The sequence below is a fragment of the Streptomyces sp. BBFR51 genome (assembly GCF_044591655.1).
In the GTDB taxonomy this organism is placed as follows: Bacteria; Actinomycetota; Actinomycetes; order Streptomycetales; family Streptomycetaceae; genus Streptomyces.
Window position 1 is genome coordinate 1,921,922 of sequence record NZ_CP172448.1, and the last position, 26,764, is coordinate 1,948,685.

Here is a 26,764-nt window from a genome sequence, read left to right on the forward strand (position 1 = left end):
AGGCGATTTCACGGTTTCCCGGGGCTAGTTTGCTGCTCACCCCACGGGTTCCGGCCCAAGGCCCAGGTTCCCCGTTTTTCCCCGTTCCCCGTTCCCCGTTCCCCGTTCCCCGTGACCGTCTCGAGGAGATCCCCATGCCCGCACCGTCCGCGTCCCGCAGGGCCGTCGCCGTCGCCGTCGCCGGTCTCGCCCCGCTCGCCCTGACCACGCTGGCCGCGGCTCCCGCGTCGGCGCACGGTTCGATGGGCGCCCCGGTCAGCCGGGTGTCGCAGTGCCACGCCGAGGGCCCCGAGAACCCGAAGTCCGACGCGTGCAAGGCGGCGGTCGCGGCCGGCGGCACCCAGGCGCTCTACGACTGGAACGGCATCCGCATCGGCAACGCGGCGGGCAAGCACCAGGAGCTGATCCCGGACGGCAAGCTGTGCAGCGCCAACGACCCGGCGTTCAAGGGCATGGACCTGGCCCGCGGCGACTGGCCAGCGACCAGCGTGAGCAGCGGCTCCTACACCTTCAAGTACCGCGTGACGGCCCCGCACAAGGGCACGTTCAAGGTGTACATCACCAAGCCCGGCTTCGACCCGGCGGGTCCGCTGGGCTGGGGCGACCTGGACCTGTCCGCCCCGGTGGCGACGGTCACCGACCCGGCCGCCTCGGGCGGTTTCTACACCTTCTCCGGCACTCTGCCCGAGCGCTCCGGCAAGCACCTGCTGTACGCGGTGTGGCAGCGCTCGGACAGCCCCGAGGCGTTCTACTCCTGCTCCGACATCTCCTTCGGCGGCGACAGCGGCACCGCGGCCGGGGACGCCACGGGCAGCGACACCGGCAGCGACGCGGCGGGCGGGGACGCGGCCGGCGGTGCCGCCCCGGCACCCGAGGCCTCCGCCCCGTCCGAGGAGCAGCTCGCGGCCGCGGCCGGCAAGTCGACGATCGAGCACCACGGCCACGGCGACCAGGACGCGGAGACGACCACGGACCCGACTGACCCGGCCGCCCCGGACGCGGCGCCCGACCCGGCCGCCGAGGCCGCAGCGGCCGCCGGTGAGCCCAACCAGGTCAAGGCCGCCGGTGCGAGCACCGAGAACCTCGCCGAGACCGGCGGGGACAGCACCACGCCCTACATCGCCGTCGGTGGCGCCGCCGCCCTCGCGCTCGGCGCGGCCGCGCTGTTCGCGTCGGTCCGCCGCCGGGCGCTGACCGGTGGCCGTCACGGCCGCTGACCCGGGACCGGGGGAACGCGGGGTCCGTCCGGCGGCTCAGGCCGGACGGACCCCGCGTGTGTGCCGGGCGTCTCGTCAGCCGAAGACCGAGGCGCAGGTGGTGGGTGTGGCGTGCGCCGGGTCCAGGGCGCCCGCCACCTCGTGGAAGGCGATCCGGTCGAACAGCCCGATCGCCAGGTGCTCGGAGAAGTCGAGCGGACACAGGTCCTGGAGCAGGACGTTGCGCACGCCCGGGCCGCTGAGGAACTGGCTGCGGTACGGCGTGACCACCTCGTCGTACTTCGTGGCGAGGACGGTGTAGCGGACGCCTGGCACGGTGTCGCCGCCCGCGTTGAGCTTGGTGAGGACGTCGGAGCCGACGACCTGGTCGGCGAGGGCGGGGGTGTGCTCGTTCAGCAGGTCCCCGATGCCCGGGAAGTACGGCAGCAGGTTGGTGAGGCCGGAAAGCGTGGTGCCGTGGTTGCTGGGCGCGATGCCGACCAGGGCGTTCACCTTGGCGGCCCCGCCGAGGAACTTCAGGTAGTAGCGGGGCATCATGCCGCCCTGCGAGTGGCCGACGATGTCGGTCTCGGCGGCGCCGGTCGCGGTGAGCACCTTGTCGACGTAGGTGGCCAGTTGCTCCGCCGACTTCTCGACCGGGCCGAGGCCGTGGAAGAGCGGGACGCCGGGCAGTTGGCCGTAGTCGAGGGAGAAGACGCAGTAACCGCGGTTCTTCAGGTAGGGCGCGAGGCCCAGCCAGTTGTCGACGGAGTTCCCGAAGGTGCCGTGGACCAGGACGACGGGGCGGGGATGGGCGGCGGAGGGCTCGCAGGTGTAGTCGTTCCAGCCGGCGCTGGGGCGCGCGCCGGCGGCGTGGGCGGTGGTGGCGGCGGGGAGCAGCGCGATCGCGGCGGTCAGCAGCAGCGCGGTCAGCGGTCTGAGCAATCGGCTCCAGGGCAGCATCGGGTGATCTCCTTGCGGCTCAGGGGAGTTGCGTCAGCAGGACGCCCTGTGATCCGGATCACGAGGATGCTGTTCACTCGTCAAGTTACGGGCGAGTAGTGCAAGTGTGAAGTTACGCGTCAGTAAAAACTTCCAGCGATAACCAACGCCGCCGGCACCGCAGGTGATAGGGGGTCACCAGGTGGGCCGCACCGGTCCGCCCGGCGCCACCCGCAGCAGGCTGTCGCGCAACGCGCGCACCCCGTCCTCGCCCAGCACGCCGACCCACGCGTCCACGGCCTCCGCCGCCGCCTCCTCCGCGGCCCGCGTGCAGGCCCACCCCGCCCCGGTCAGTACGACCAGCCGGGCGCGCGCGTCGGCGGGATGCGGCCGGCGTTCGGCATACCCCTTGCGGACCAGCTCCTCGACGAGCTGACTGGCGGCCTGCTTGGTCGTCCCGAGGTGGGCGGCGAGGTCGGTGACCGTCGCGCCGTCCGGGGCGAGCCTGGTGAACGCGAACCCGTGCGCGGGGCGCAGCCCCTCGAAGCCGCGGGCGACGACCCCCTCGTGGATGCGCTGCGTGAGCCCGCCGGCCGCGGCGAGCAGGGCGGCGGACAGGGCCATGGCGTCGGAGTTCTGCACGGGGGCATTGAAACACCCTTGACATGTTGGTCAAGCAGCTTGACTATAAGGACCGGCAAAATGGTCAAGCAACTTGACCATTTGGTCACATCCACAGTCGCATCGCACCCAGTCCCACCCAGTCCCACCCAGTCGCACCCAGTCGCACCCAGAGGAGATCGCCATGCCCGTCGTCCGCTCGTCCGAAGGCGTCACCCACGAGATCCACGGCACCCGCTTCGTCTCGTACGCCAACCCACGCGTCGGCAGCAAGGAGCTGTGCGCCTGGCGCGGTGAGATCCCGGCGGGGACGAAGGCACCCGCGCACACCGTCGACCGGGAGGAGATCTTCCATCTGCTCACCGGCGAACTGCTGATCACCCTCGACGGCCGCACCGAGCGCGTCGCCGCGGGCGACACCGTGATCATCAACCCCGGGGCGACCCTCGCCGTCGAGAACCCCACCGACCGGACCGCGACGTCCTGGGTCACCACCTCGGTCGGCCTGACGGCCCGGATGGCCGACGGCACCCGGATCACTCCCCCGTGGGCCAACTGACCCACGGGGGCCTCACGCCGCCAGCGACCCCGGCATCACCGCCCTCGGCCCGAACTTCGCCCGCGCGCGGTCCGCGACCTCCTCGATCCGGCGGACCTTCTCGTCCACGGGGTCGAAGGTGAGCTGGTGGGAGGCCTGTTCGGCGGGGGCGAGGCCCTCGGCGCGCAGGACGACCGAACGGACCCGGGCGCGCTGGAGACCGAGCGCCTCGTACATGTCGTACGCGGTCCGCGTCAGCGCCGCCGAGTGCGCGGTCGGCTCCTTCAGGGTGCGGCTGCGGGTGGTGGCCGACCGGTCGGCGTAGCGGACGGTGAGGGTGAGGGTGCGGCACACCTTGTCCACGGCGCGCAGCCGGGTGCCCAGTTCCCCGGCGGCCGAGAGCAGGGCGCGGCGGTGCCGGTCGGGGTCCAGCTCGTCGCGGTCGAAGGGGCGGTCGGCGGCCAGGGACCGGGATACGCCGTTGGGGACGACGCGGCCGCGGTCGACACCCTGGGCCTTCTCGTGCAGCTCGCGGCCGGCCTTCGCGCCGACCAGGCGCTGGAGCGTGGACAGCGGCGCGGCGGCGACCCGGCCGAGGGTGTCGAGGCCGTACTCGCACAGGGTGCGGGCGGTCGCGGTGCCGACGCCGGGCAGCGCGGCGACTGGCTGGCCGGCGAGGAACTCCCGCTCCTCGCCCCCGGGCACCGCGCGGGTCAGCCCCGGCCGGGCGTCGCGCAGGGCCATGCGGGCCAGCATGGGGCCGGGACCGGCGCCGATCACGCAGTCGACGCCGTACAGCGCGAGGGCGCGGACGCGGATCACCGAGGCCAGCTCCACCGCGTCGCGTCCGAAGTACCGTTCGGCGCCGCGCAGGTCGGCCAGCGCGCCGTCGGGTGGCAGCGCCTCGACGACCGGCGTGAACTCCGCCAGCAGCCCGAGCAGTTCGGGCAGGGCCGCCTCGTACATCGGCGGCAGCTGGAAACGTACACAGAGAATCGTCATCCCGCACTCCCCGGACTCTGGTGCCACAACTTCCTTCCGACCGCGGGCCCTTCGCCCGCGGGGCGCAGATCTGCCCAGGGGTGCATCTCGTACCCCGTGGACATGCGGATCGTCCGCTGTCCCCCGTCGCCGTCGTCGCCGCCGTCGCCGTCGCCGTCGGCGGCGGCCCCGGCGGTCTCGGGGGTGGCGGGGGCGGCGGCCAGCCGGGCCGCGACGCCCTCGAGCCCCTCCTCGCCCCGCACCTCCAGCAGGTCCGCGAGGTTCCAGGCGGCGGAGCCCACCACGCTGAGGCTGCGCGGGCCGCGCCGCTGCACCACCCCGCGCACCAGCAGCAGCCAGGAGTGGAAGACGGTGTGCGCGCAGGCGTCGTGGGAGTCGTCGAAGAAGGCGAGGTCGACCAGGCCGGAGCCGTCGTCCAGGGTGGAGAAGATGACCCGGCGGCCGGAGCGGATCGGCGGCGTCTGGGTGGCCGCCTTGGCGCCCGCGACCAGCACCGTCTCCCCGTGCCTGGCCTCGCGCAGCCGCTTGGCCGACACCACGCCCAGTTCGCGCAGGAAGGTGCGGTGGTCGTCCATCAGGTTGCGCGAGGCGTCCATGGACAGCACGCCCAGTTCGGCGCTGAGCTTCTCCGCCGAGGTGAGGTCGGGCAGCCCGGCGGAGGCGGTCTTGCGTCCGCCGGACAGCGGGAGCTGGTCGCCGCGTCCGCCCCGGGCGCCGCGGTGCAGTTCGGTCAGGTGCAGTTGCAGGTCGCGGCGGTTGGCGCCGAACGCGTCCAGCGCGCCGACCTGGGCGAGCCGTCCGGCCAACGGCCTGCTGGGGCGGGCCCGTTCCCAGAAGTCGAGCAGGGAGGCGTAGGGCTGCCCCTCGGCGATCCGTTCCGCCTCGGCCTCGCTGATGCCGTGCACGTCAAGGAGGGCGAGGCGGAGTCCCCACGCGGCGGGCTTCCGTGACCCTGATTCAGACACCAGTTCGATCCTGTGTGCGGCCCCCGACTTGTTCACGTCCAACGGCAGGATCGGCACCCCGCGCCGTCGCGCGTCCGCCAGCAGCAGCCGCTTGGGGTACATGCCGGGGTCGTGGGTGAGCAGGCCCGCGTAGAAGGCGGCCGGGTGGTGCGCCTTCAGCCACGCCGACTGGTACGTCGGCACCGCGAAGGCGACCGCGTGCGCCTTGCAGAAGCCGTAACTGCCGAAGGCCTCGATGATCTCCCAGGTCCGCCGAATCGTTTCCGCGTCGTAGCCGCTCGCCGTCGCGTGCTGCGCGAACCACACCTTGATCCGCCCCTGCGACTCCGGGTCGGAAAGACCGCGCCGCACCCGGTCCGCCTCGCCGCGCCCGCAGCCGGTCATGATGTCGACGATGTCGATGATCTGCTCGTGGAAGACGACGACCCCGTACGTCCCCTCCAGCGGCTCCGCCAGGTCCTCGTGCGGGTAGCGCACCGGCGCGCGCCCGTGCCGGGCCTCGATGAACGGCCGCACCATGTCGGCGGCGACCGGTCCGGGCCTGAAGAGCGAGATGTCGACCACGAGGTCGTGGAAGGTGGCCGGCTGGAGCCTGCCGACCAGGTCCCGCTGCCCCGGCGACTCGATCTGGAAGCAGCCCAGCGTCTCGGCGGAGCGGATCATCCGGTACGTCGCCGGGTCGCCCTCCGGTACGGCGTCCAGGTCGACCTCGGTGCCCGTGGCCCGCTTCACCTCGGCGACCGCGTGCGCCATCGCCGACTGCATCCGCACGCCGAGCACGTCCAGCTTGAGCAGCCCGAGGTCCTCCACGTCGTCCTTGTCGAACTGCGCCATGGGGAAGCCCTCGCCGCTGGTCGGCATGACCGGCGTACGGGAGAGCAGTGAGGCGTCGGAGAGCAGCACGCCGCAGGGGTGCATGGCGACGCCGCGCGGGAGGGCGTCGAGGCCCTCGACCAGCTCCCAGAGCTTGCCGTAACGCCCCCCGCCGTCCCGCCGGGACTCCTCCGCCAGCTCCCTCAGCTCGGGCAGTTCCTCCAGCGCGGCGCGGGCGTCGCGGGCGCGGATGTGCGGGAAGGACTTGGCGACGCGGTCGATCTCGGCCGGGTCCATGGACAGGGCGGCACCGACGTCGCGGACGGCGTGGCGCACCCGGTACGTCTCCGGCATGGCGACGGTGGCGACCCGCTCGGTGCCGAAGCGGCCGATGATCGCGCGGTAGACCTCCAGCCGGCGCGCGGACTCCACGTCGATGTCGATGTCGGGCAGTACGACCCGCTCCCTGGACAGGAAGCGCTCCATCAGCAGCCCGTGCTCGACCGGGTCGGCGTGCGCGATGCCGAGGAGGTGGTTGACGAGCGAGCCCGCGCCGGAACCGCGCGCGGCGACCCGGATGCCCATGTGCCGTACGTCGTCCACGACCTGGGCGACGGTGAGGAAGTACGAGGCGAAGCCGTGGTGGGCGATGATGTCCAGCTCGTGGTGCATCCGCTCCCAGTACTCCCTGCGGTCGCCCCGTCGGTCGTAGCCGCGCAGCACCATGCCCGCCGCCGCCCGGGAGGCGAGCGCGCGCTGGGCGGTGCGGTGCCCGGCGCCGACGAGGTGCGGCTCGGGGAAGTGGACGGCGCCCATGCCGAGGTCGTCCTCGGGGTCGACCAGGCACTCGGCGGCCGTGGCCCGGGTCTGCTCCAGCAGGCGGTGGGCGGTGTCGCGCCGGAAGCCCGCGGACTCGACGATCCGCTCGGCGGCGTGCCGCATGGCGCCGGCGTCCTTGAGCCAGGCCTCGCCGGAGTCCAGTTCCTTGGAGGCGTCGATCGGGACGAGCCGGCGGGCGGCGTCCAGGACGTCGGCGACCTGGCCCTGGCCGGGGTCGGCGTAGCGGACGGCGTTGGAGAGCACCGGCCGGACGCCCTGCTCGGCGGCGAAGCCGACGGTGCGGGCGGCCAACCGCAGGGAGCCGGGGCCGGTGCCCTCGCGGCCGTGCCAGACGGCCTCCAGGCGCAGGGCGTCGCCGTAGACCTCCCGCCAGGGGGCGAGGAGCCGCGCCGCACGGTCGGGGCGGCCTGCGGCGAGGGCGCGGCCGACGTCGGAGTCGGGGCCGAGCAGGACGGTCAGGCCGTCGGCGTGGTTGTCGGACCAGGAGAGCAGCGGGGCGCCCTCGGCCGTGTGGGCGGCGGAGACCAGGCGGCACAGGTCGGCCCAGCCGCGGGCGCCGTCGCGGGCGAGGAAGGTCACCCGCGGGGCCGACTCGTCGACGAAGGCACCTCCGCGCACGGGGACGCGGCGCCGGTCACGGCGTACGGAGGTGGCCGTGCGTTCCGCCTCGGGCTCGGGGGCGGCCACCGCCAGGTCCGCGCCGAACAGCGGACGGACGCCCGCCCTGGCGCAGGCCTTGGCGAAGCGGACCGTGCCCGCGAGGGTGTCGCGGTCGGTGAGGGCGAGGGCGTCCATGCCCCGCTCGAAGGCGCGCTCGGCCAGCCGCTCCGGGTGGGAGGCGCCGTAGCGGGCGGAGAACCCGGAGACGGTGTGCAGGTGCGTGAAACCCGGCATCACGCACCTCCCGACTCTGAACCCGACGCCTTATCGAACGTCTGTTCCCAACTACCTCACCCCCACCATAGACCAATTCTCGAATGTGTGTGCGACATCCGTTCGGACCCGCCCCACCTGCGCATACGCCCGCCGACACGGACGGTGAGGACATGTCGCACACCCCGGTCACCGACCGCCGCAGCGGCTCCTTCCTCGGTGAGGTGAAGGACGCCGTCACCCCGCGGGCCACCCTGCTCGTGATCGGCGTGATCGCGCTCCAGCTGCTGTTCATCGCCTCCTACGTGGGGGCGCTGCACGACCCGAGGCCGAAGGACGTGCCCTTCGGGGTGGTCGCGCCCGGGGCGGCCGCCGAGCAGACGGTGGACCGGCTGGAGCGGCTGTCCGGCTCGCCGCTGGATCCGCGCACGGTGGCCGACGAGGCGAGCGCCCGGAAGCAGATCGTGAACCGGGAGATCGACGGCGCCCTGATCGTGAAGCCCGACGGCGGGCAGGACACCCTGCTGGTCGCCTCCGGCGGCGGCACCGTCCTCGCCACCACCCTGGAGGGCATCGTCGGCAAGGTGGAGAAGGCCGAGCGGCGCGCGGTACGGATCGTCGACGTGGCCCCGGCCTCTCCCCACGACTTCGACGGGCTGTCGTCCTTCTACCTGGTCGTGGGCTGGTGCGTCGGCGGCTATCTGTGCGCCTCGATCCTGGCGATCAGCACCGGCGCGCGGCCGGCCAACCCGCGCCGCGCGGCGATCCGGCTGATCGTGATGGCGCTGGTCGCGATCGTCGGCGGGCTCGGCGGCGCGGTGATCGTCGGGCCGGTCCTGGGCGCGCTGCCCGGCGCCGTGGTGGACCTGTGGGGGCTCGGCGCGCTGATCACCTTCGCGGTGGGCGCCGCCACGCTCGCCCTCCAGGGCGTCTTCGGGATCGTGGGCATCGGTCTTGCGATCCTGCTGGTGGTGATCGCGGGCAACCCGAGCGCGGGCGGCGCCTTCCCGCTGCCGCTGCTGCCGCCGTTCTGGAAGGCGATCGGCCCGGCGCTGCCCCCGGGCGCGGGCACCTGGGCGGCCCGCTCGATCGCCTACTTCAAGGGGAACGACGTGACCTTCTCCCTGCTGGTGCTGTGGGCGTGGGCGGTCGCGGGGACGGTGATCACGATGCTGGCGGCCGTGCTGCCCATCGGGCAGCGGGAGAAGGAGTTGCCCGCCCGGGCCGACTGACCCGCCGCGGGCGTGCGGAAGTCCCCGCCGCGGGCGTGCGGAAGTCCCGCCGCGGACACGCGGAAGTCCCGCCCCTCGCGCGCGGGACGGGACTTCACAGGTGCGGGTGGTGCTCAGCCGATCTGCGTACCGGTGGCCGACAGGGCCTCCGTCACCGGCTGGAAGAAGGTCTCGCCGCCCGAGGTGCAGTCGCCGCTGCCGCCGGAGGTGAGGCCGATGGCCTGGTCGCCCGAGAAGAGCGAGCCGCCGCTGTCGCCGGGCTCGGCGCACACGTCGGTCTGGATCAGGCCGTTGACGATGTCGCCGTTGCCGTAGTTCACGGTGGCGTCCAGGCCGGTCACCGTGCCGTCGTGCACCTGGGTGGTGGAACCGCTGCGGGTCACCTCCATGCCGACGGTGGCCTCGGAGGCGCCCGAGATGGCCTGGGAGGAGCCGTCGTAGAGGTTCACCTCGCTCGGGTGATCCACGTCCGCGGTGTACTTGACCAGGCCGTAGTCGTTGTCCGGGAAGCTGGACGCCTCGTTCTCGCCGATGACGTTCCCGGAGGAGTCCGACCAGCTCGAGATGGACTCGGTGCAGTGGCCGGCGGTGATGAAGTACGGCTCGCCGCCCTTGGTCACGTTGAAGCCGAGCGAGCAGCGCCCGCCGCCTCCGGTGATGGCGTCGCCGCCCGCGACGAAGGGCTTGTACTCGCCCTTGGTCCGCTGGAGTTCGGCCTTGGCGCCCAGCCCGTCGACCACCTTGGTCAGCTTGGTCAGCTCGGCCTTGGAGACCGTGCGGTCGGCGGTGACGACGACCTTGTTGGTGGTCGGGTCGGTCGCCCAGGAGGTGCCCGGGATGGTCGCGTCCTCGGTGAGGGTGGTGCGCGCGCTCTTCAGGTCGGCGAGCGAGTTCGCGACGACTCTCGCCTTGGCGCCGGCCTCCTCGACGGTCTGCGCGGCGCTCTCGTCGAGCACGTTGACCACGAGGCTCTTGGCCTGCGCGTCGTAGTACGTGCCCGCCGCGTCGGTGCCGAGGTCGCCGATCAGCGTGGAGGCGAGCTTTCCGGCCGCCGTGACCGACAGGGTCTCGGGTGCGGAGGTCGGCTGGGACTCGCTGGCGTTCGCACTCTGGAAGGTGACTCCCGCGGCGACCAGTGCGGTGATTCCCGCACCTACCACGGCGGCCCGCCGCCTGGGTATGCGTCGGTGCTTCAACTCATGTCCTCCTGTGGGGGGTCGGCCCGGGAGGTTGTGGGGACCTCGCGAACCGGAAGGCTGGTTGACGAGCGTTCACTCTTCCGATTCCACAGGCGGTACACAAGGTCGACTTCGAGACGTGCGCACGACAACTCCAGCGCGGTCACACGGCCTTCACCGTTCATGCTCCTTCCAGCAGGATTCACGCGGCGAACGCATCAGCAAACGCTACGAGCGAGTAACCGCGGCTTGGCCGAACCGGTCCAGCCCTGTCCGAAAACCACCCCTTGCATTCAGGCCGCCGCGTGTGCGTCTACACGCGGTGGTGGCACCGGGCCCGGACACGCGCGGGCACGGAAGAGCCCCCGCACACCGACGGGTGTACGGGGGCTGTCGAACTGCCGGACTGCCGGGGACTAGTAGACGCTGACGCCGTAGGCGCTCAGGGCCTCCGTCACCGGCTGGAAGAACGTCGTACCGCCGGAGGAGCAGTTGCCGCTGCCGCCGGAGGTCAGACCGTACGCGGTGCCGTTGCTGCCGTAGAGCGAACCACCGGAGTCGCCGGGCTCGGCGCAGACCGTGGTCTGGATGAGGCCGCCGACGACGTCACCGCCGCCGTAGTTGACGGTGGCGTTCAGGGCGGTGACCCGGCCGCTGTGGGTGCCCGAGGTGGAGCCGTCACGGATGACGGTGGTGCCCACGCTCGGGGTGGCCGCGCGGGTGATGTCCACGCCGTTGGCGGTGCCGGGCCGGCTCACGGAGCCCGTGTACTGCACGATGCCGTAGTCGTTGCCCGGGAAGCTGGAGCCCGCCGTCTGTCCGATGACGGTGCCTCCGGAGCTGGCGCGCCAGGCGCCGGCGCCGTCGGTGCAGTGACCGGCGGTCAGGAAGTACTCGGCTCCGCTGCTGGTGCGGACGTTGAAGCCGAGGGAGCAGCGCCAGCTGCTCGCGTAGATGGCGTCGCCGCCCTGGATGAGTTTGTTGAACGTGCCGGGGGTGCGCTTGACCGTGAGCGCGCCGGCCTTGTCGCCGGCCTGCTCCTTGATCTTCGCGATCTCGGCCTGGGAGACGGTGCTGTCGACGGTGAGCAGCACCCGGCCGGACTCGCTGTCGACGGCCCACGCGGTGCCGGGGACGTCGGCCTTGAGTACCGCGCTGCCTGCACTGCTCAGCTCGGCGGCACTGAAGGTGGCCGGGGTGGGTGCCGCGTTCGCGCTGGGGATCGCGACGGCGGCCGCGGCCACGAGGCCGGTGGATACGGCGATCAGCCGAGTCCGTCTCGTGATGCCGCTGCGGGGGGTGGTGCGCTTGATCCTCACTTTTCGTTCCTCCACAGGGGAAGTCGGGGGCCCCTCTTGGTGGGGTCGGGGGCCCGTGAGGCGCAGCCAGGGACGGACCTCCGGGTTCCGGATACGTCGTGCCCCTGACAAGCGCTGAGGTTGGAGTATTCGGCCGAACGACCGGTCGGCGCAAGAGTGCCTTTCGGCCGTCAACCTTTGAACGACCTTTACCGCCCCCGCATGGCCGCGCCGGCCGTCAGCAGCACCGGGTCGCCGTCCCTCGTCCACCGCCCGGGGATGTCCGGAAGTTGACCGTCCGGAGGGTCCGCCGGACGCGTCAGCCGTCACCCGTCGTCATGGGCACCCCTTCCCCCGGGTCGGCCAGACCGAGGTGGGAACGCAGGGTGGCACCCTCGTAGGCGGTACGGAACGCGCCCCGTTCCTGCAGCAACGGGACCACCCGGTCCACGAACCCGTCCAGCCCGCCCGGGGTCAGCTGCGGTACGAGGATGAAACCGTCGGCGGCGTCCCGCGCCACGAACTCCGTCAGTTCGGCGGCGACTTCTTCGGGGGTGCCGACGAAGGACTGCCGGGCGCCCGCCTCGATCACGGTCTGCCGGATGGACAGTCCCCTCTCCTGGGACAGGGCCCGCCACTTCTCGGCGGTCGCCACGCTGTCGCCGTGCCGGGTCCGGCCCTGGCTGAGCGCCGGTTCGGGCACCGGGTCGATGTCGGGCAGCGGCCCGTCGGGGTCGTAGGCGGACAGGTCGACGCCCCAGATCTGCTCCAGCGTCAGCAGCGCGGTCTGCGGGGAGACCTGCTGCCACCGGATCTCCTCGGCGCGCTCGCGCGCCTCGGCGGCGGTGTCCCCGAGGACGACGGTGACCCCGGGCATGATCTTGAGGTCGTCCGGGCCGCGGCCGTACCTCGCCAGGCGCCGCTTGACGTCGGCGTAGAAGGCGCGGCCCGCCTCCAGGGTGCCGTGCCTCGTGAAGATCACGTCGGCCGAGGAGGCGGCGAACTCCCGGCCCTCGTCGGAGTCGCCCGCCTGGATCACCACCGGGTGCCCCTGCGGGGAGCGGGGCAGGGTGAACTCGCCCGCGATGTCGAAGTGCCGCCCGTGGTGGGCGAAGGGGCGGGGGGTGCCGTCCGGGGTCCAGGAGTCCCACAGTTCCCGTGCGGTGGCGACGAACTCCGCGGCGCGGGTGTACCGGTCGGCCCGGTCCAGGTAGCCGCCGCGGCGGAAGTTCTCGCCGGTGAAGGCGTCGGAGGAGGTGACCACGTTCCAGGCCGCGCGGCCCGCGCTGAGGTGGTCCAGGGTGGCGAGCCTGCGGGCGAGTTCGTAGGGCTCGTTGAAGGTGGCGTTGACCGTGGCGGCGAGCCCGAGGCGTTCGGTGACGGCGGCGAGCGCGTTCAGCACGGTCAGCGACTCGGGGCGGCCGACCACGTCCAGGTCGTGGATACGGCCCTTGTGCTCGCGCAGCCGCAGTCCTTCGGCCAGGAAGAAGAAGTCGAACAGGCCGCGCTCGGCGGTACGGGCGAGGTGCTCGAAGGAGGCGAAGTCGATCTGCGAGCCGGAACGCGGATCGGCCCAGACGGTGGTGTTGTTGACGCCCGGGAAGTGCGCGGCCAGGTGCATCCTCCTGGGCTCCACCCTCTTGGGCTCCATCCTCCTGGGTTCCGCCCTTCTGGGCTCCAAGCTCTCGGGTCCGGTCATGACGCTCCTCGCGCGACGGCGTACTGGTTGGCGGGCCGGGCCAGGCCCAGGTGGTCCCGGAGCGTGCTGCCCGGGTAGAAGGTGCGGAACAGTCCCCGGTGCTGGAGCAGGGGCACGGTGCCGTTGACGAGGCGTTCCAGATCGCGGCGCGGTTCGACCGGCGTGAGGTGGAAGCCGTCGACGACGCCGTCCCGGTGCCAGGAGGCGATCAGTTCGGCCAGGTCGACGGGGCCGCCGCGGTACAGCGGGCCGCGTGCGGTGGTCCGGGGGCCGCCTCCGCCGTGGCCGGGGTCGGCCGCGTACTCGCCGTCGAGGTCGACGTCCAGGGCCGCGAGGACTCGCAGGTCGTCCGGGTCCCGGCCGTGCGCCGCCGCGGACGCCCGCAGTTCGGCCCGCGCGGCGGCGGCCTGCGCGGGCAGCGCCGTGCGGACGAGGGCGACGTCGGCGTACCGGGCCGCGACGGCCCGCGCGGGCCGGTTGGTGGCGTCCACCACGCGCACGGGGTGCCCCTGCGGGGGCCGCGGCACGATCGAGGGGCCCTTGACGGAGAACGCGGAGCCGGTGAAGTCGACGTAATGCAGCTTGTCCCGGTCGACGAAGCGGCCGGTGGCCACGTCCCGGATCTCGGCGTCGTCCTCCCAGCTGTCCCACAGGCGCGCCGCCACGTCGGCGGCCTCGCCGGCCTCCTGCCAGAGCGCGTCGGCGGGCGCGGCGTCGCGGCGGCCGAAGAGGCGGGCCTCGCCCTCGGTGGTGGACACCTCGATCCGCCAGCCGGCCCGGCCGCGGCTGATCCAGTCGAGGGTCGCCACGGCGGCCTGGACGTGGAAGGGCTCGGTGTGGGTGGTGGTGACGGTGGGGACCAGGCCGACGCGCCGCGTGGCGGGCGCCGCGCGGGACAGGACGGCCAGCGCGTCGGGGCCGGGGCGGGCGAGGCTGTCGCCCAGGGTCACGAAGTCGAGCGCGCCGCGTTCGGCGAGCCGGGCGGCCGCCACGTACGCGTCGGCGTCGTACACCGACGGCCGGTCGAGGGCGGTGGCCAGGTGCAGCCGCCGCCTGCCGTGGGAGGAGGTCATGCGGGTCATCCCTTTCCGAACTGCGGTTCCAGAACTGCGGTTTCAGAGGACCTTGGACAGGAACGCCCGGGTGCGCTCGTGCCGCGGGCGGTCCAGTACGTCGCCGGGCGGGCCCTGCTCGACGACGCGGCCGTCGTCCATGAAGACCACCGTGTCGGCCACCTCGCGGGCGAAGCCGATCTCGTGCGTGACGACGATCATGGTGGTGCCCTGCCGGGCCAGGTCCTTGATGACGTCGAGGACCTCGCCGACCAGTTCGGGGTCGAGCGCGGACGTCGGCTCGTCGAACAGGAGCAGCTTCGGTTCCAGGGCGAGCGCCCGCGCAATGGCGACCCGCTGCTGCTGACCGCCGGACAGCTGCCGGGGGAAGGCGTCGGCCTTGTCCTCGAGCCCGACCCTCTCCAGCAGCCGGCCGGCCGCCTCCACGGCCTCGCGGCGTGAGCGCTTCAGTGCGGAGACCGGGGCCTCGGTGAGGTTCTCCAGCACGGTCAGGTGCGGGAAGAGATGGAAGTTCTGGAAGACGAAACCGATCCGCGTGCGCTGCTTCAGCACCTCGCGCTCGGGCAGTTCGCGCAGCCGGTCGCCGGTGCGCCGGTAGCCGATGAGGTCACCGTCCACGCTGATCACGCCCCGGTCCACCTTCTCCAGGTGGTTGACGGTGCGCAGCAGCGTCGACTTGCCGGACCCGGAGGGGCCGAGGACCACGGTCACCTCGCCGGTGCGCACGGTGAGGTCGATGCCCTTGAGCACCTCCAGCGGGCCGAAGCTCTTGTGCACGGACCTGATGTCGACCATGACGTTCGTCTCGCTCATCGCGAGGACTCCTCGAGCAGTGGGGGGTGCGGTGCCGCGGGCCCGGCGGGCGCCCGCAGGAAGGTCAGCGCGGCCCGCGCGGTGGCGTCGTTCTGCCGGAACGCCACCCCGCCGGTGCGGGGCCGGGTGAAGGCGCCCGAACCGCGCGCGTCGGTGTGCGGCCCGAGTGCGAACCGCCGCGGGTGCGGGCGCCCGGCCCGGTCCAGCACCCGTCCGTCGGTCCGGTCCACGGCCAGCAGGCCGTCCGGGGTCGTGGCGGCCCCGTCGGCGTACAGCGCGCGCAGCAGCGGATCGCGGGTGCGCTCGACGGTGGGGTGCGGCAGCCGTGCCTCGACCAGCGCCCGCGCCTCGACGGCGGTGCCCGGCACGGTGGCGCCCCTCGTCCGGAACACCCCGTCCTCGGCGGTGACCGTCATGCCGGCGCCCAGGAAGCGCACGACGCCGGCCCGGGACAGCGCGAGCAGCTGCCGCAGCCGGGGTCCGGGCGGGCCCGAGGCAAGGTAGCTGAAGAAGCCGTGCCACCGGCCGCCGACGTCGCCGAGCCGGACGAGCTGCCCGTAGACGGAGAGCAGGGCGAGGAAGACCGCCAGGTCGGGGCTGTGCGCCGGGTCGTGACGGCGCCGCAGATCGGCCTCGACGTATCGGCGCAGCCCCTCCTGGAGTTCGTCGTGCGAGTCGTGGCGCACGGCGTCGAGGGGGCGGTCGAGGGCGGCGAGGTCGAGCCGGTCGGCGGGGTCGGGCACGGCGGCGGCGACGAGGGCGGCCCGTCCGTCCGGGCCGGCGAGGGCGTACCGCGCCTCGAAGTCGGCCCAGTCGGCGCCCACCCGTTCCGGATGGGCGGTGAACAGGCGGTGGTAGTGGGCGAAGCCCAGCTCCTTCTCGATCAGCGGCCACACGTCCCGCCGGAAGTCGAAGCCCTCCGGCCGGGCGAGGAGTTCCTCGGTCTCGGCGGGTCCGAAGAACCTCGGCAGCGGCGGCCGCTCCCCGGTCCAGTCGTAGCCGATCTTCGAGTGGTACGGCACTCCGCGCCGCGAGCCTACGTACAGCACCGGTTCCCGGCCGGACGGCACGTACGTGTCCCCGTCGTAGCGGCCGCCCCTGCCCTCGGTCAGCAGCACCATCAGGTCCACGAAGGCCAGTCCGAGTCCGCGCACGAGGACCGGCTCCCCGGGGCGCAGCGCGGACAGGTCGCTGTCGGCGGTGAAGTCCGGCGGCAGGTGGACCAGGCCGTGCGCGCGGGCGTACGCCGACAAGTCCCGCTGCTCCTCGTCGGGTTCGGCGTCGAGGTGGCCGAGGGCGAGGACGACCAGGTCGGCGGGGAGCGGAGTGCCGCGGCCCTCCAGCCACACCCGCTGGCGTTCCTCGGGCGAGCCCTCCACCCGTACCGCGCGGCGCGTGTGGTGGTACACGACGACGTTCGGCGGCAGCCCCGCCACGGCACGCTGGTACACCCAGCGCAGGTAGGCGCCCTGGGCCTGCCGGCCGGCGAAGGTGCCGCCGTCCAGGCCCGCCCACTCGTGCAGGGTGGGGCCCGGCCGCACGGGACCGGCCATCTCGACCGTCTCGTCGGTGAACATGGTGACGTCCTCGGCGTGCGAGTTCATCCACAGCAGCGGCGACTGCTCGGCGCGCCAGATGCGCCCGGCGCCCGGTGGGTGCGGGTCCACGAGATGGATGTCGAGGCCGGAATCGTCGTACAGCTCGGGCGCGTTGGCGGCGATGCGCTCCAGCAGTCCGGTGCCGCGCGGTCCGGCGCCCACGATCACCAGGGACGGCCGGCTCATCGGGTGCGCCCCGTGCCGCGGGCGTAGTGCCTCTCGACGTAGTACTGGCCGACGCCGAGCAGCGAGGTGACCACGGTGTACCAGACGGTGGCCACCATCAGCAGCGGGATGACCTGGTAGGTGCGGTGGTAGACGAGCTGCACCGAGTAGAGCAGGTCCTGTACGGCGATGACGCTGACGATGGAGGTGCCCTTGAGTGTGCCGATCAGCATGTTCCCGGCCGGCGGCACGATGGAGCGCATGGCCTGCGGGAGGACGATCCGCCGCCACCGGCGCCACCGGCTCAGGCCGAGTGCCTGCGCGGCCTCGATCTGGCCGCGGTCCACGGACAGGATGCCGCCGCGCACCACCTCGGCCGCGTAGGCGGCCTCGTGCAGCGTCAGGCCGATGACCGCCACGGTGACCGGGCCGAGCAGGTCGACCGTCTTCACGCCGAGGACCTGCGGGTACAGGGCACCGATGTTGAACCACAGCAGCAGCTGGACCAGGATCGGTATCGACCGGAACAGCCACACGTACCCCCAGCTCACGGCGCGCAGCACGGGGTTGGCGGAGAGCCGGAACGCGGCGAGCAGGGTGCCCAGCGCGAAGCCGAGGACCATGACGACGGCGGTCAGCCACAGGGTGAGCCACAGGCCGCGCAGGACCGCGTCGGAGGTGAAGTAGTCCGCGACGACGCCCCACTGGAAGGCGTCGTTGCGCAGCACGGAGTTGACGGCGAGGCCGAGGAGGACGAGGACGACGACGGCGGCCGTCCACTGGCCGAGACGACGCTCTGGGACGATCCGCGGGAGGTCCGCCCGGTCCGGGGAGTCCGGTACGGCGGCGGACTTGGCGAGGGTGTCGGAGGACATGCGAAGGCTCCGTGACATCGAGTCAGTCGGACACGGTGGGTGGTGCCTTCACACGGCCGAGCCCCTCAGCAGGGCCGTCCGCCGAGAGTACGGCGGTGTTTCGGTCCGCTGTCAAGGCCGTCCACACTGTGAGCCGCACATCTCAATTCGTTGACGCGGAACCGGATGCCTGTTCCACTTGGCCCATGCATCCACAGCAGTGGCTGGTCACGCGCTCCCACATCGACTTCGGTCGAGTGTGGTCCTGTTCCTGTTGAGCCGACCTCCCTGCCTGCCCTGCCTGCCCTGACCGCCTGATCCCGTCGGGGCCTCCTCGGGTTCGACCTGTCGTCCCGCCTTCACACGCGCACCCCTCCCCTCGCGCCGCCCCATGCCTTCGCTCTCAGGAGACCTCTGACCATGCGCATGCCCATGCGTGCACCCTCGCGCGCCCGAAAACGACTTTTCCCGCCTTACGCCCTGATCACCTCGGCGGCCCTGCTCCTCACGGCGTGCGGCTCCGGTGACCCCGCCGGGGACGCGGCGAACGCGGCGGCCGGCTCCGACGCGATCCCCACCACGGACGTCGTCTCCGGCATCGGAGAGAACGCGGACGCCGTGCAGCTGCTGCCGCCCGGCACCGGCGAACTCACCCTCGCCGTCAGCGTCGGCGGCACCCCTCCCGGCACCACCTACCTGGCCGACGGCAAGACGCTGACCGGCCAGGACGTCGACTTCGCGAACGCCGTCGCCAAGGCGCTCGGCATCACGCTCAAGACCGAACAGGCCTCCTTCGAGGCGATCCTGCCGGCCCTGGACAGCGGCAAGTACGACCTCGGCGCCAGCAACTTCGGTGTGACCGAGGAGCGGCGCAGGACCATCGACTTCGTCACCTACATCAACGACGGCCAGGGCTTCGCCGCCCGCGAGGACAGCGGGCTGTCCAAGGTCACCGGCCTGGAGCAGCTGTGCGGCCTGAAGGTGGCGACCGGCGCCGGCACCACCTTCGAGGCCACGCTGGAGGAGAACCGGCACCTGTGCACGGACGCCGGCGACAAGGCGTACACGGTGCAGACCTACAGCGAGCAGGGCGCGCTGTGGTCCTCGCTCCAGCAGGGGCGCAGCGACGTCGTGATGTCCACCATCAACGGCCTGCGCTACGCGGTCGCCCACCAGCAGGGCGTGAAGTTCCTGAACGAGTTCCACCGCCTGGACGTCGGCTTCGCCCTGAAGAAGGGCTCGAAGCTGGCGCCCGCCCTCCAGACAGCGGTGAACGGGCTGATCGCCGACGGGACGTACGACCGGATCCTGAAGAAGTGGGAGACGACGGAGTCGGCGATCGAGAAGTCCCGGATCTCACCACCGGAGCTGAAGGACTGACGGCAGGACTGACGGCCTCTCAGCAGTCACACCCGCAGCCGTCGCAGCAGCATCCGTCGCCACAGCAGTTGCCGCAGCAGTCACAACAGTCGCAGCAGTCACCGCAGTCGCACTTGGAGCACAGCCCTTCCCTGTGCTGCCTGCTCCAGGGGTCCTCGAACGTGCCGCAGCACATCTGGCACGTGCAGGCCAGCCCCAGCCACACGGCGCATCCGGTGAGCAGCCCGCGCCGGTCGCGCCGGGGCGGCTCCGGGGGCGTCGGCCCACCGGGGCCGCCGGGGGCGCCCGGAGTGCCGGGAGGGGCGTACGGATGGCTGCCGTGGGCGCACGAGACGGTGCCGAACGCGCGGTCCACGGAGTTTCCCAGCTCGTGCACGAGCAGCCGGTGCACCAGCCGGCCGTCGCCGAACTCGGCCTCCCGCAGGGCCAGCCGCACCCCGTGCACGGCGTCGTCCGCGAGCCGCCGGGCCTCGGTGAGCGGCGTACCGGTGGCGGTGAGCGGGTTCCAGGCGCCGGACGCGGCGTCGGCCTCCTGGTCCTCCACGGCGTCCAGGAGGTGGGCGAGCCGGCCGAAGAGCCGTCCGGCCTCGGCGAGCGGCGCGGCGTTGTGCGGCCGCCCGGCGAGGTGCGCGGTGTGCGCGAAGGCGGCGGCGGTCGCGGTCTCGGTCGGCTCGGTGACGGTGAGCAGGGGCGTGCCCGGCCCGGCGAGCGCCTCGATGCCGCCCTGCCGGTCCACGGCGTCGAGCAGTACGGCGGTGTCGAAGCCGACGGCGCTGCCGCCCCGTGCTCCGGCCGTGTCCCAGCCGGTGGCGATCCGGCGGGCGGCGAGCGCCACCGGCCGCCGGGCCAGCAGCCCGTCCCCGTCGGCGACATGGTCGCGCACCTTGGCCGAGGCCAGCACCAGCGAGACGGCCGCCGCGAGCCGGGCCCCCTCGCCGTGCGCGACGGAGGCGGTGCGCATGCCGCGCAGCGGGCAGGGTCCGGCGGTGCGCCGCCCGGCGCCCGCGCCGCCCCGCTCGGCCTGAGCCTCCGTCAAAACCGATATGAGGAGCCCGTCATAGTTCGTCACGATGCGCGCGAACTGTCCGTGGTCCTTGCGCAGAGCGAGACACAACCCGCACAAATGCGCCATCCACTGGCTCGTGAGGCTCTCTCCGAGCCGATGCCTGCACGGCCTGACGATTCCGAACACGACACTCCCCCGTGGTTGGTACGACGCTGAGCTGCGGCATCGTACCCACCGTCGCGTTCACCCGTACGCACCCGTCCTCACCCGTCCGCCGAGAAGAATCATATTTCACTCACAGTCAGCAGCCGTTTGGGAAACGACCCTTGGGACACAAGGACTCTCGACGGATTCGCTGTGCACCAGTACCGTCACAAACCCCCCGCGCGGCGTCTATCCACTTGGCGCGACGTCCGCATCATGGATGACCATAGGGATGCGGAAGCACGAAAGACCGCTGTGAGAGGAGGCGTCCATGGGATCGGTACGCAAGGCGAGTGCGTGGCTCGGCCTCGTCGACGACAACGATGACGAGCGTTACTACGACGACGACTACTCCGAGGGCACCGAGACCGGGGACGCCTGGGTCACGGACCCGCGGGTGAAGGTGGCCTCGGACGTGGCCGAGGAGAAGGGCCGCCGCATCGCGACGGTCACCCCGGACAGCTTCCGGGACGCACGGTCCATCGGTGAACTGTTCCGGGACGGGGTCCCGGTCATCGTGAACCTGACGGCCATGGAGGGCGCCGACGCCAAGCGCGTGGTCGACTTCGCGGCCGGACTGATCTTCGGCCTGCGCGGTTCGATCGAGCGGGTGTCGACCCGGGTGTTCCTGCTGAGCCCGGCGGACACCCAGGTCATCAGCGGCGAGTCCGCCACGCACCGATCCGACGGTTTCTTCAACCAGAGCTGAGGCGGGGCCGCGCACCACGGCCCCGCCCGCCCCGATCCGCGCTCCTACCGGAAGGCGTCCAGTCCGGTGAGCGCCTTGCCCAGCACGAGCTGGTGCATCTCGACGGTGCCCTCGTAGGTGAGCACCGATTCCAGGTTCGTCGCGTGCCGCATCACGGGGTATTCGAGGGAGATCCCGTTGGCGCCGAGGATCGTGCGGGCCGTACGGCAGATGTCGATGGCCTCGCGTACGTTGTTGAGCTTGCCGAAGCTGACCTGCTCGGGACGCAGGCGGCCGGCGTCCATGCGCCGCCCGAGGTGATGGGCGAGCAGGATCCCCTTGTGCAGTTCGACCGCCATGTCGGCGAGCTTGGCCTGGGTCAGCTGGAACCCGCCGATGGGCCGCCCGAACTGCTCCCTCGACTTCGCGTACTGAACGGCCGCCTCGAAGGAGCTGCGGGCCGCGCCCATCGAGCCCCACACGATGCCGTAGCGGGCGTGGGTGAGACAGCTGAGCGGTCCGCGCAGTCCGGCGCCTTCCGGCAGTACGGCGTCGGCGGGCAGCCGTACGTCGTCGAGGACGAGTTCGCTGGTGACGGACGCCCGCAGGGACCACTTGTGCTTGATCTCGGGCGCGGAGAAGCCGGCGCTGTCGGTCGGCACGACGAAGCCGCGGATGCCGTCCTCGGTCTGCGCCCAGACGACGGCGACGCCGGCCACCGACCCGTTGGTGATCCACATCTTGCGGCCGTTGAGCACCCAGTCCCCACCCGCGTCCCGCTTGGCGTGGGTGCGCATGTTGGCGGGGTCGGAGCCGTGGTCGGGCTCGGTCAGCCCGAAGCAGCCGATGACCTCGCCGGCGGCCATGCGCGGCAGCCACTGCTGCTTCTGCTCCTCGCTGCCGAAGCGGTGGATGGCGTACATGGCGAGGGAGCCCTGCACGGAGACCAGGGAGCGGATGCCGGAGTCGGCCGCCTCCAGCTCCAGGCAGGCGAGCCCGTACTGGACGGCGGTGGCTCCCGCGCAGCCGTAGCCCTTGAGCGACATGCCGAGCGCGCCGATGGAGCCGAGTTCGCGGGCCAGGTCGCGGATGCCGGGCAGCTCGCCCCGCTCGTACCAGTCCGCGATGTGCGGCAGCACGCGGTCCGCGGCCCAGGTGCGCACGGTGTCCCGGATCGCCAGGTCCTCCGGTTCCAGGAGGTCGTCGACGCCGAGGGGGTCGGCGGGGTCGAACGCGGGCAACTTGGGGGACGCGGCCATGGGACACCCTCCGGGACGGTTAAAACTAGCGGCGCTAGTTACGACTCTCCTGCCGACGTTACGATGCGAGGCACCGCACGTCCACCATGCCCGTCCCCCACCCACGCACCACCGGTTCACCGCCAACCGAGAGGTGAACGTCGGCCGCGGGGGCCGCGCACCGTCGGCGGCTTGCGGCAGTCGAGTCGCAGCCGGGCCTGTGCCGCCCGGGACACGCGCTCACACGGAGACGCGGGACTCCACGGCCCCCCGAGGCGCAGGCACGGAGACCTCCTCCTCGCACTGCATCACCCGAGGCAACCGCAACGCCATCACCGCCCCCAGCAGCAACAACCCCGCACTCACCACCAACGTCACATGCAGCCCATGCACGAACGCATCGGCCGCCGCCCGCCGCAACGCACCCCCCGCAGGCCCCCCGAGCTGCGCGGCAACCTCGTACGCCTCCCCCAGCGAATGCCCCGCCGCCACCGACGCCGACGCCGGCACCCCGGGCACGCCTCCCGCCACCCCCGGCGTGTACGCCGCGTTCATGACGCTGCCCAGCAGCGCGATCCCGATCCCGGCGCCCAGTTGGTAGGAGGTCTCGCCGATCGCCGCCGCCCCGCCGGACTGCTCCTGCGGCGCCTCGCTCAGCATCGACTCGTACGCCCCGAACAGCGTCGTCTCCAGACCGAAGCCGAGCAGGACGAAGCCGCAGAGCAGCAGCGCGCAGTTGTCGGCGCGGCCCATCGCCGTGAGCAGCAGCACCGCGAAGGCCGTCAGGCAGAACCCGACGCACACCATCGTCCGCGGCCCGAAGCGCCGCAGCATCCGCGCCCCCGCCAGCCCCGCCGCCATCGCCGCGAAGGTCAGCGGCAGCAGCCGCAGCCCGGTCTGGAGCGGGGACAGCCCGAGCACCAGTTGCAGATACTGCGCCGCGATCAGTTCCAGACCCACCAGCGCCAGCATCGCCAGCACGATGCACCCGACCGACGTACTGAACGCCGGCCGCCGGAACATCCGCAGGTCCACCAGCGGGTACGTACGCCGTCGCTGCCGCCGTACGAAGCCGGTCAGCAGGGCCGCGCCGGCCACCAGCGGCAGCACGGTGAACACGCTCGCCACCGGCTCACCGCCGCCCAGCCGCTTCACGCCCAGGACGACCCCGAACAGACCGGCCGCCGCCATCAGCGCGCCGACCACGTCCCAGGGCCCGCGGCCGTCGCCCTTGGACTCGGGCAGCAGCAGCCGCCCCACCGGCAGGCTGACCAGCATCAGCGGGATGTTGACGAGGAAGACCGAGCCCCACCAGAAGTGCTCGAGGAGGAAGCCGCCGAGCAGCGGGCCGACCGCCGCGCCGACCGCGGCCACGGCGCTCCAGATGCCGATGGCCAGCGCCCGCTCCCGCCGGTCGGGGAAGACCTGCCGCAGGATCGACAGGGTCGCCGGCATGATCATGGCGCCGCCGACGCCCAGCAGCGCGCGGGCCGCGATCAGGACCTGGGCGCCCTCGGCGAGGGCCGCGAGCGCGGAGGCGACGCCGAAGAGGGCGTAGCCGAGCAGGAGGACCCGTCTGCGGCCGACCCGGTCGCCCAGCGTGCCGAAGAGGATCAGCAGCGAGGCACAGACGAGCGGATAGACGTCGACGATCCAGAGCAGTTCGATCGCGCCGGGCCTGAGGTCCTCGGTGACGGCGGGGACCGCCACGTGCAGCACGGTCGCGTCGACGGCGACGAGCAGCAGGCTGACGCAGAGGACGACCAGCACGACCCAGCGGTTGGCACCGGCCCCGGCCGCCCGACGGCGCAGCGCTGCGGCAGCCGTGGTCGTCCCGGACATGTACGTACCTCCAAGATGTTCCCTCGCGTCCGGCGGGCCGTGGGGTGGGGACTCCCCTGCGGCTCGGCCGGAGAGGAGCGGGGGGCTCCGGGCCGTGCAACGGGACGCGAGTGACTCGCCAGAGTACGCGAGACCGTGCATCGCACACGTGGCGGGTCTCACACATCCCGCCTCGCTCGTGTGGCGTGCGCCACTGCGTCCGCGGCCCCGGTCGGCCCGGTCGGCCGGCCGCTTTGGGGCTCGGCAGATAATCGAGCCCGTGACCGATCTTGAAACGCGCACGGCGGGCCGCACCGGTGCCCTGCGCCGGGCCGCCCCGGCGCTCCTCGGCTACGCGGCCGTACGCGCCCTGGGCCTGCTCGCCCTGGCCCTGTGGAGCGCCGCGCGCGGCAAGAGCGCGTACACGCTGCTGACGGCCCGCTGGGACTCCCTCTGGTACACCAGGGTCGCCGAGCTGGGCTACGGCTACGAGGTGCGGCTGCCGAACGGCGACGTGCACTCCAATCTGGCGTTCTTCCCGCTGCTGCCCTGGCTGGAGCGGCTCGGGGCGGCGGTGACACCCCTGTCGTACGCCGGCGCCGGCTTCGTCGTCAGTCTGCTCGCGTCGCTCGCCGCGGCCTGGGGGATCTTCGCGGTGGCGGAGCACGTGTACGGCCGCCGCGTGGGCGTGTGCGCGGTGCTGCTGTGGGCCGTGCTGCCGGTCGGGGTCGTGCAGTCGATGGCCTACAGCGAGTCCCTGTTCACGGCGCTGGCCGCCTGGTCCCTGTACGCGGTGCTGACCGGACGCTGGGTGACGGCGGGGGCGCTGGCCGCGCTGGCCGGGCTGACCCGCCCGGTGGGGCTCGCGGTGGCGGCGGCGGTGTGGGTGGCCGCGATCGCGGCATTCGTGCGAAGCCGGAGCGAGGCCGCCGCGGACGGCGCCCAGGGCTCGCCGCGCGCTCCCGGTGACGGCGCGCGGCGCGTGCTCGGCATGCTGCTCGCGCCCCTGGGCGCCGCCGGTTACGTGCTGTGGGTCGGCCACCGCACCGGCAAGGGGCCGCTCGGCTATCTCGACGTCCAGGCCGGCTGGCGCAACGGCTTCGACGGGGGCGTGGCCTTCGCCCGTTTCGTCGCGGAGAAGTTCACGTCGTTCCCGGCGGCCCTGGCCGGGGTGGGGCTGATCGTCGGGGTCGCGCTGCTGGTCCGGCTGTACGTGGTGGGCGTACGACAGCGCCAGCCGCTCGCCCTGCTGGTGTACACGGGGATCGTCCTCGCCCTCGCCCTGTGCGCGTCGAGCTACTTCGGCTCCAAGCCCCGGCTGCTGCTGCCCGCCTTCCCGCTGCTGCTCCCCCTCGCCCTGGCCCTGGCCCGGCTGCGCACCTCCAGGTCGGCCCTGGTCGTGTGCGGGGTCGCGGTGGCGTCGGCGGTGTACGGGGCGTTCTGGCTGAACGGCTCCGGCCCGCCCTGACCGGCGGGGGACCTCCGATGACCATCGGGACAATTCCGTACCAGCATTCGGTGAACGAATTGATAAGCACGATAAAACCGCCGACCGGGCAGATCAAAGGAATTGAAGTCCGCGGTGGGCCGGGATTGCCGATTACCCGGAAATAGATCGCCGCCTGAGAGGAATCCCACATCACATCGTCATCACAAAGCCGTTGATTCGGCCGGGATCACTCCTCACTCGCTGTAACGTCGATTGGGTGCGTACCGAACGGAAGCTCACCCGTCTGGACCGGGTGTTCGCGAGACTGGACCGGGAGCCGGAACGACCGGCGCTCCTGGACGTGCCGGATATGAGCCGGCACCGGTTCGCGCTGTTCGCCGGAGCCCTCGCGTTCTACCTCGCGATCGTGTGGGCCGTGGTGATCACCTCGTGGCTGGTCCGGCTCGACTGGCAGGTCATGTTCTTCCGGCCCTACCAGCAGTGGCCGGAGATCCACGCGTTCGTCGACTACTACGTGGTGCTCGGCCAGCGCGGTCCCACCGCGGTGATGGTCGCGGCCTGGCTCGGCTGGCGCTCCTGGCGCCAGCACACCCTGCGCCCCCTGCTGGCGCTCGGCGTCTCGCTGCTCCTGCTGAACGTCACGGTCGGTGCCGCCAAGTACGGCATGGGCCGGCTCGGTCCGCACTACGCGACCACGATCGGCGCCAACGAGATGTGGCGCGGCGGCGATATATTTCCGAGCGGTCACACCGCGAACGCCGTCGTGACCTGGGGCATTCTCGCCTATATGGCCTCGACGCCCAGAGCCCGGCGCTGGCTGTCCGCGATCTCCGCGGTCACCTCGCTCGGGGTGGGCATGTCCACCGTCTACCTCGGTACGCACTGGCTGAGCGACGTGCTCCTCGGCTGGGCGGCGGGGCTGCTGATCCTGCTGGCGCTGCCCTGGTGCGAACCGCTGATCACCCGCGCCGAGACGTTGATCCTCGGTCTGCGCGACCGCTGGTACGCCTCGCGCGGCCGCGCGAAGGAGCCGAAGCGGCCGGCCGGCCCGCCCGTGGTCCTCACTCCGCCCGGCTCCGGCCAGGAGGACGCGCCGGCCCGCGAGCCGGTCGCCGCGCCCCACACCCGGGCTCCGGCGTACCTGGCTCCGGGTCCGCACACGACCCGCTCGGACCGTGTGCCGGTGACCCCGGCCGGCAGCCGCCGGCCGCCGCACTCCGACCGCCACCCGCGCAACACGGCCCCGGCCGCACGCCCCCTGTCGGGCGGCTGAGGGC

Annotated in this window: 21 protein-coding genes; 7 read left to right on the forward strand and 14 right to left on the reverse strand. The window is 72.6% G+C overall.

Annotated features, from left to right (window positions below; translation table 11 throughout):
* The first annotated feature begins 134 nt into the window (after positions 1-134).
* On the forward strand, positions 135-1,217 hold the full coding sequence (locus ACGH7X_RS08680; RefSeq protein WP_399883259.1) for a lytic polysaccharide monooxygenase: 1,083 nt from the start codon (positions 135-137) through the stop codon (positions 1,215-1,217).
* 75 nt (positions 1,218-1,292) lie between these two features.
* On the opposite strand, the gene ACGH7X_RS08685 is transcribed toward ACGH7X_RS08680, so the two are convergent.
* Positions 1,293-2,159, reverse strand: coding sequence for an esterase/lipase family protein (locus ACGH7X_RS08685; RefSeq protein WP_399883261.1), 867 nt, complete (start codon positions 2,157-2,159; stop codon positions 1,293-1,295).
* 174 nt (positions 2,160-2,333) lie between these two features.
* Complete coding sequence (locus ACGH7X_RS08690; protein WP_399883263.1) at positions 2,334-2,780, reverse strand: MarR family winged helix-turn-helix transcriptional regulator; 447 nt, start codon at positions 2,778-2,780, stop codon at positions 2,334-2,336.
* Positions 2,781-2,943: 163 nt separating this feature from the next.
* Here ACGH7X_RS08690 and ACGH7X_RS08695 point away from each other — a divergent pair, with 163 nt between their 5' ends.
* Entirely contained in the window at positions 2,944-3,318 is a 375-nt protein-coding gene (locus ACGH7X_RS08695) for a cupin domain-containing protein (protein ID WP_399883265.1), read from the forward strand.
* A 12-nt stretch (positions 3,319-3,330) separates the two neighbouring features.
* Here ACGH7X_RS08695 and ACGH7X_RS08700 read toward each other — a convergent pair whose 3' ends face one another.
* Entirely contained in the window at positions 3,331-4,299 is a 969-nt protein-coding gene (locus ACGH7X_RS08700) for a DNA polymerase thumb domain-containing protein (protein WP_399883267.1), read from the reverse strand.
* Entirely contained in the window at positions 4,296-7,811 is a 3,516-nt protein-coding gene (locus ACGH7X_RS08705; RefSeq protein WP_399883269.1) for a DNA polymerase III subunit alpha, read from the reverse strand. The genes ACGH7X_RS08700 and ACGH7X_RS08705 overlap by 4 nt, the downstream gene beginning before the upstream one ends.
* A gap of 152 nt (positions 7,812-7,963) precedes the next feature.
* On the opposite strand from ACGH7X_RS08705, the gene ACGH7X_RS08710 reads away from it, so the two are divergent.
* The gene (locus ACGH7X_RS08710) at positions 7,964-9,022 is read left to right on the forward strand and encodes a DUF3533 domain-containing protein (RefSeq protein WP_399883271.1); all 1,059 of its coding nucleotides are present in this window, start codon (positions 7,964-7,966) and stop codon (positions 9,020-9,022) included.
* Between the two features lie 113 nt (positions 9,023-9,135).
* Here ACGH7X_RS08710 and ACGH7X_RS08715 read toward each other — a convergent pair whose 3' ends face one another.
* The 7 genes from ACGH7X_RS08715 to ACGH7X_RS08745 all read right to left on the reverse strand — a co-directional run bounded on the left by ACGH7X_RS08715 (position 9,136) and on the right by ACGH7X_RS08745 (position 17,721).
* Complete coding sequence (locus ACGH7X_RS08715; protein ID WP_399883273.1) at positions 9,136-10,218, reverse strand: S1 family peptidase; 1,083 nt, start codon at positions 10,216-10,218, stop codon at positions 9,136-9,138.
* A gap of 398 nt (positions 10,219-10,616) precedes the next feature.
* Entirely contained in the window at positions 10,617-11,519 is a 903-nt protein-coding gene (locus ACGH7X_RS08720) for a S1 family peptidase (protein WP_399883275.1), read from the reverse strand.
* 298 nt (positions 11,520-11,817) lie between these two features.
* The gene (locus tag ACGH7X_RS08725; RefSeq protein WP_399883277.1) at positions 11,818-13,149 is read right to left on the reverse strand and encodes an NtaA/DmoA family FMN-dependent monooxygenase; all 1,332 of its coding nucleotides are present in this window, start codon (positions 13,147-13,149) and stop codon (positions 11,818-11,820) included.
* A 44-nt stretch (positions 13,150-13,193) separates the two neighbouring features.
* On the reverse strand, positions 13,194-14,270 hold the full coding sequence (locus ACGH7X_RS08730) for an LLM class flavin-dependent oxidoreductase (protein ID WP_399883279.1): 1,077 nt from the start codon (positions 14,268-14,270) through the stop codon (positions 13,194-13,196).
* Between the two features lie 42 nt (positions 14,271-14,312).
* Positions 14,313-15,083 carry an amino acid ABC transporter ATP-binding protein gene (locus ACGH7X_RS08735; protein WP_399883281.1) on the reverse strand — a complete coding sequence of 257 codons (771 nt, stop codon included), beginning with the start codon at positions 15,081-15,083 and terminating at the stop codon, positions 14,313-14,315.
* Positions 15,080-16,867 carry an FAD/NAD(P)-binding protein gene (locus ACGH7X_RS08740; protein ID WP_399883283.1) on the reverse strand — a complete coding sequence of 596 codons (1,788 nt, stop codon included), beginning with the start codon at positions 16,865-16,867 and terminating at the stop codon, positions 15,080-15,082. The genes ACGH7X_RS08735 and ACGH7X_RS08740 overlap by 4 nt, the downstream gene beginning before the upstream one ends.
* Positions 16,864-17,721: an amino acid ABC transporter permease gene (locus ACGH7X_RS08745; protein WP_399883285.1), complete on the reverse strand. Its 858-nt coding sequence runs from the start codon at positions 17,719-17,721 to the stop codon at positions 16,864-16,866. Before ACGH7X_RS08745 ends, ACGH7X_RS08740 begins: the two co-directional genes overlap by 4 nt.
* A gap of 411 nt (positions 17,722-18,132) precedes the next feature.
* Between ACGH7X_RS08745 and ACGH7X_RS08750 the strand changes: the two genes are divergently transcribed.
* A complete protein-coding gene (locus tag ACGH7X_RS08750; protein ID WP_399896858.1) occupies positions 18,133-19,080 on the forward strand; it encodes an ABC transporter substrate-binding protein in 948 nt (315 codons plus the stop codon).
* A 19-nt stretch (positions 19,081-19,099) separates the two neighbouring features.
* Here ACGH7X_RS08750 and ACGH7X_RS08755 read toward each other — a convergent pair whose 3' ends face one another.
* Entirely contained in the window at positions 19,100-20,272 is a 1,173-nt protein-coding gene (locus ACGH7X_RS08755; protein ID WP_399883287.1) for a DUF5685 family protein, read from the reverse strand.
* Positions 20,273-20,561: 289 nt separating this feature from the next.
* On the opposite strand from ACGH7X_RS08755, the gene ACGH7X_RS08760 reads away from it, so the two are divergent.
* A complete protein-coding gene (locus ACGH7X_RS08760; protein WP_399883289.1) occupies positions 20,562-20,999 on the forward strand; it encodes a cell division protein SepF in 438 nt (145 codons plus the stop codon).
* A gap of 44 nt (positions 21,000-21,043) precedes the next feature.
* On the opposite strand, the gene ACGH7X_RS08765 is transcribed toward ACGH7X_RS08760, so the two are convergent.
* On the reverse strand, positions 21,044-22,237 hold the full coding sequence (locus ACGH7X_RS08765; RefSeq protein WP_399883291.1) for an acyl-CoA dehydrogenase family protein: 1,194 nt from the start codon (positions 22,235-22,237) through the stop codon (positions 21,044-21,046).
* Between the two features lie 219 nt (positions 22,238-22,456).
* Positions 22,457-24,058 carry an MFS transporter gene (locus ACGH7X_RS08770; protein WP_399883293.1) on the reverse strand — a complete coding sequence of 534 codons (1,602 nt, stop codon included), beginning with the start codon at positions 24,056-24,058 and terminating at the stop codon, positions 22,457-22,459.
* Between the two features lie 259 nt (positions 24,059-24,317).
* Between ACGH7X_RS08770 and ACGH7X_RS08775 the strand changes: the two genes are divergently transcribed.
* Both ACGH7X_RS08775 and ACGH7X_RS08780 read left to right on the forward strand, forming a co-directional pair.
* Positions 24,318-25,505: a glycosyltransferase family 39 protein gene (locus ACGH7X_RS08775; RefSeq protein WP_399883295.1), complete on the forward strand. Its 1,188-nt coding sequence runs from the start codon at positions 24,318-24,320 to the stop codon at positions 25,503-25,505.
* A gap of 238 nt (positions 25,506-25,743) precedes the next feature.
* Positions 25,744-26,760 carry a phosphatase PAP2 family protein gene (locus tag ACGH7X_RS08780; protein ID WP_399883297.1) on the forward strand — a complete coding sequence of 339 codons (1,017 nt, stop codon included), beginning with the start codon at positions 25,744-25,746 and terminating at the stop codon, positions 26,758-26,760.
* Positions 26,761-26,764 lie beyond the last annotated feature (4 nt).

What these genes read in the sequence shown, in the direction of transcription:
- ACGH7X_RS08680 (WP_399883259.1), top strand. Translation starts at nt 135, where the DNA reads ATGCCCGCACCGTCCGCGTCCCGCAGGGCCGTCGCCGTCGCCGTCGCC.
- ACGH7X_RS08685 (WP_399883261.1), bottom strand. Translation starts at nt 2,159, where the DNA reads ATGCTGCCCTGGAGCCGATTGCTCAGACCGCTGACCGCGCTGCTGCTG.
- ACGH7X_RS08695 (WP_399883265.1), top strand. Translation starts at nt 2,944, where the DNA reads ATGCCCGTCGTCCGCTCGTCCGAAGGCGTCACCCACGAGATCCACGGC.
- ACGH7X_RS08700 (WP_399883267.1), bottom strand. Translation starts at nt 4,299, where the DNA reads ATGACGATTCTCTGTGTACGTTTCCAGCTGCCGCCGATGTACGAGGCG.
- ACGH7X_RS08705 (WP_399883269.1), bottom strand. Translation starts at nt 7,811, where the DNA reads ATGCCGGGTTTCACGCACCTGCACACCGTCTCCGGGTTCTCCGCCCGC.
- ACGH7X_RS08710 (WP_399883271.1), top strand. Translation starts at nt 7,964, where the DNA reads ATGTCGCACACCCCGGTCACCGACCGCCGCAGCGGCTCCTTCCTCGGT.
- ACGH7X_RS08725 (WP_399883277.1), bottom strand. Translation starts at nt 13,149, where the DNA reads ATGGAGCCCAAGAGGGTGGAGCCCAGGAGGATGCACCTGGCCGCGCAC.
- ACGH7X_RS08730 (WP_399883279.1), bottom strand. Translation starts at nt 14,270, where the DNA reads ATGACCTCCTCCCACGGCAGGCGGCGGCTGCACCTGGCCACCGCCCTC.
- ACGH7X_RS08735 (WP_399883281.1), bottom strand. Translation starts at nt 15,083, where the DNA reads ATGAGCGAGACGAACGTCATGGTCGACATCAGGTCCGTGCACAAGAGC.
- ACGH7X_RS08740 (WP_399883283.1), bottom strand. Translation starts at nt 16,867, where the DNA reads ATGAGCCGGCCGTCCCTGGTGATCGTGGGCGCCGGACCGCGCGGCACC.
- ACGH7X_RS08745 (WP_399883285.1), bottom strand. Translation starts at nt 17,721, where the DNA reads ATGTCCTCCGACACCCTCGCCAAGTCCGCCGCCGTACCGGACTCCCCG.
- ACGH7X_RS08750 (WP_399896858.1), top strand. Translation starts at nt 18,133, where the DNA reads ATGCGTGCACCCTCGCGCGCCCGAAAACGACTTTTCCCGCCTTACGCC.
- ACGH7X_RS08760 (WP_399883289.1), top strand. Translation starts at nt 20,562, where the DNA reads ATGGGATCGGTACGCAAGGCGAGTGCGTGGCTCGGCCTCGTCGACGAC.
- ACGH7X_RS08765 (WP_399883291.1), bottom strand. Translation starts at nt 22,237, where the DNA reads ATGGCCGCGTCCCCCAAGTTGCCCGCGTTCGACCCCGCCGACCCCCTC.
- ACGH7X_RS08770 (WP_399883293.1), bottom strand. Translation starts at nt 24,058, where the DNA reads ATGTCCGGGACGACCACGGCTGCCGCAGCGCTGCGCCGTCGGGCGGCC.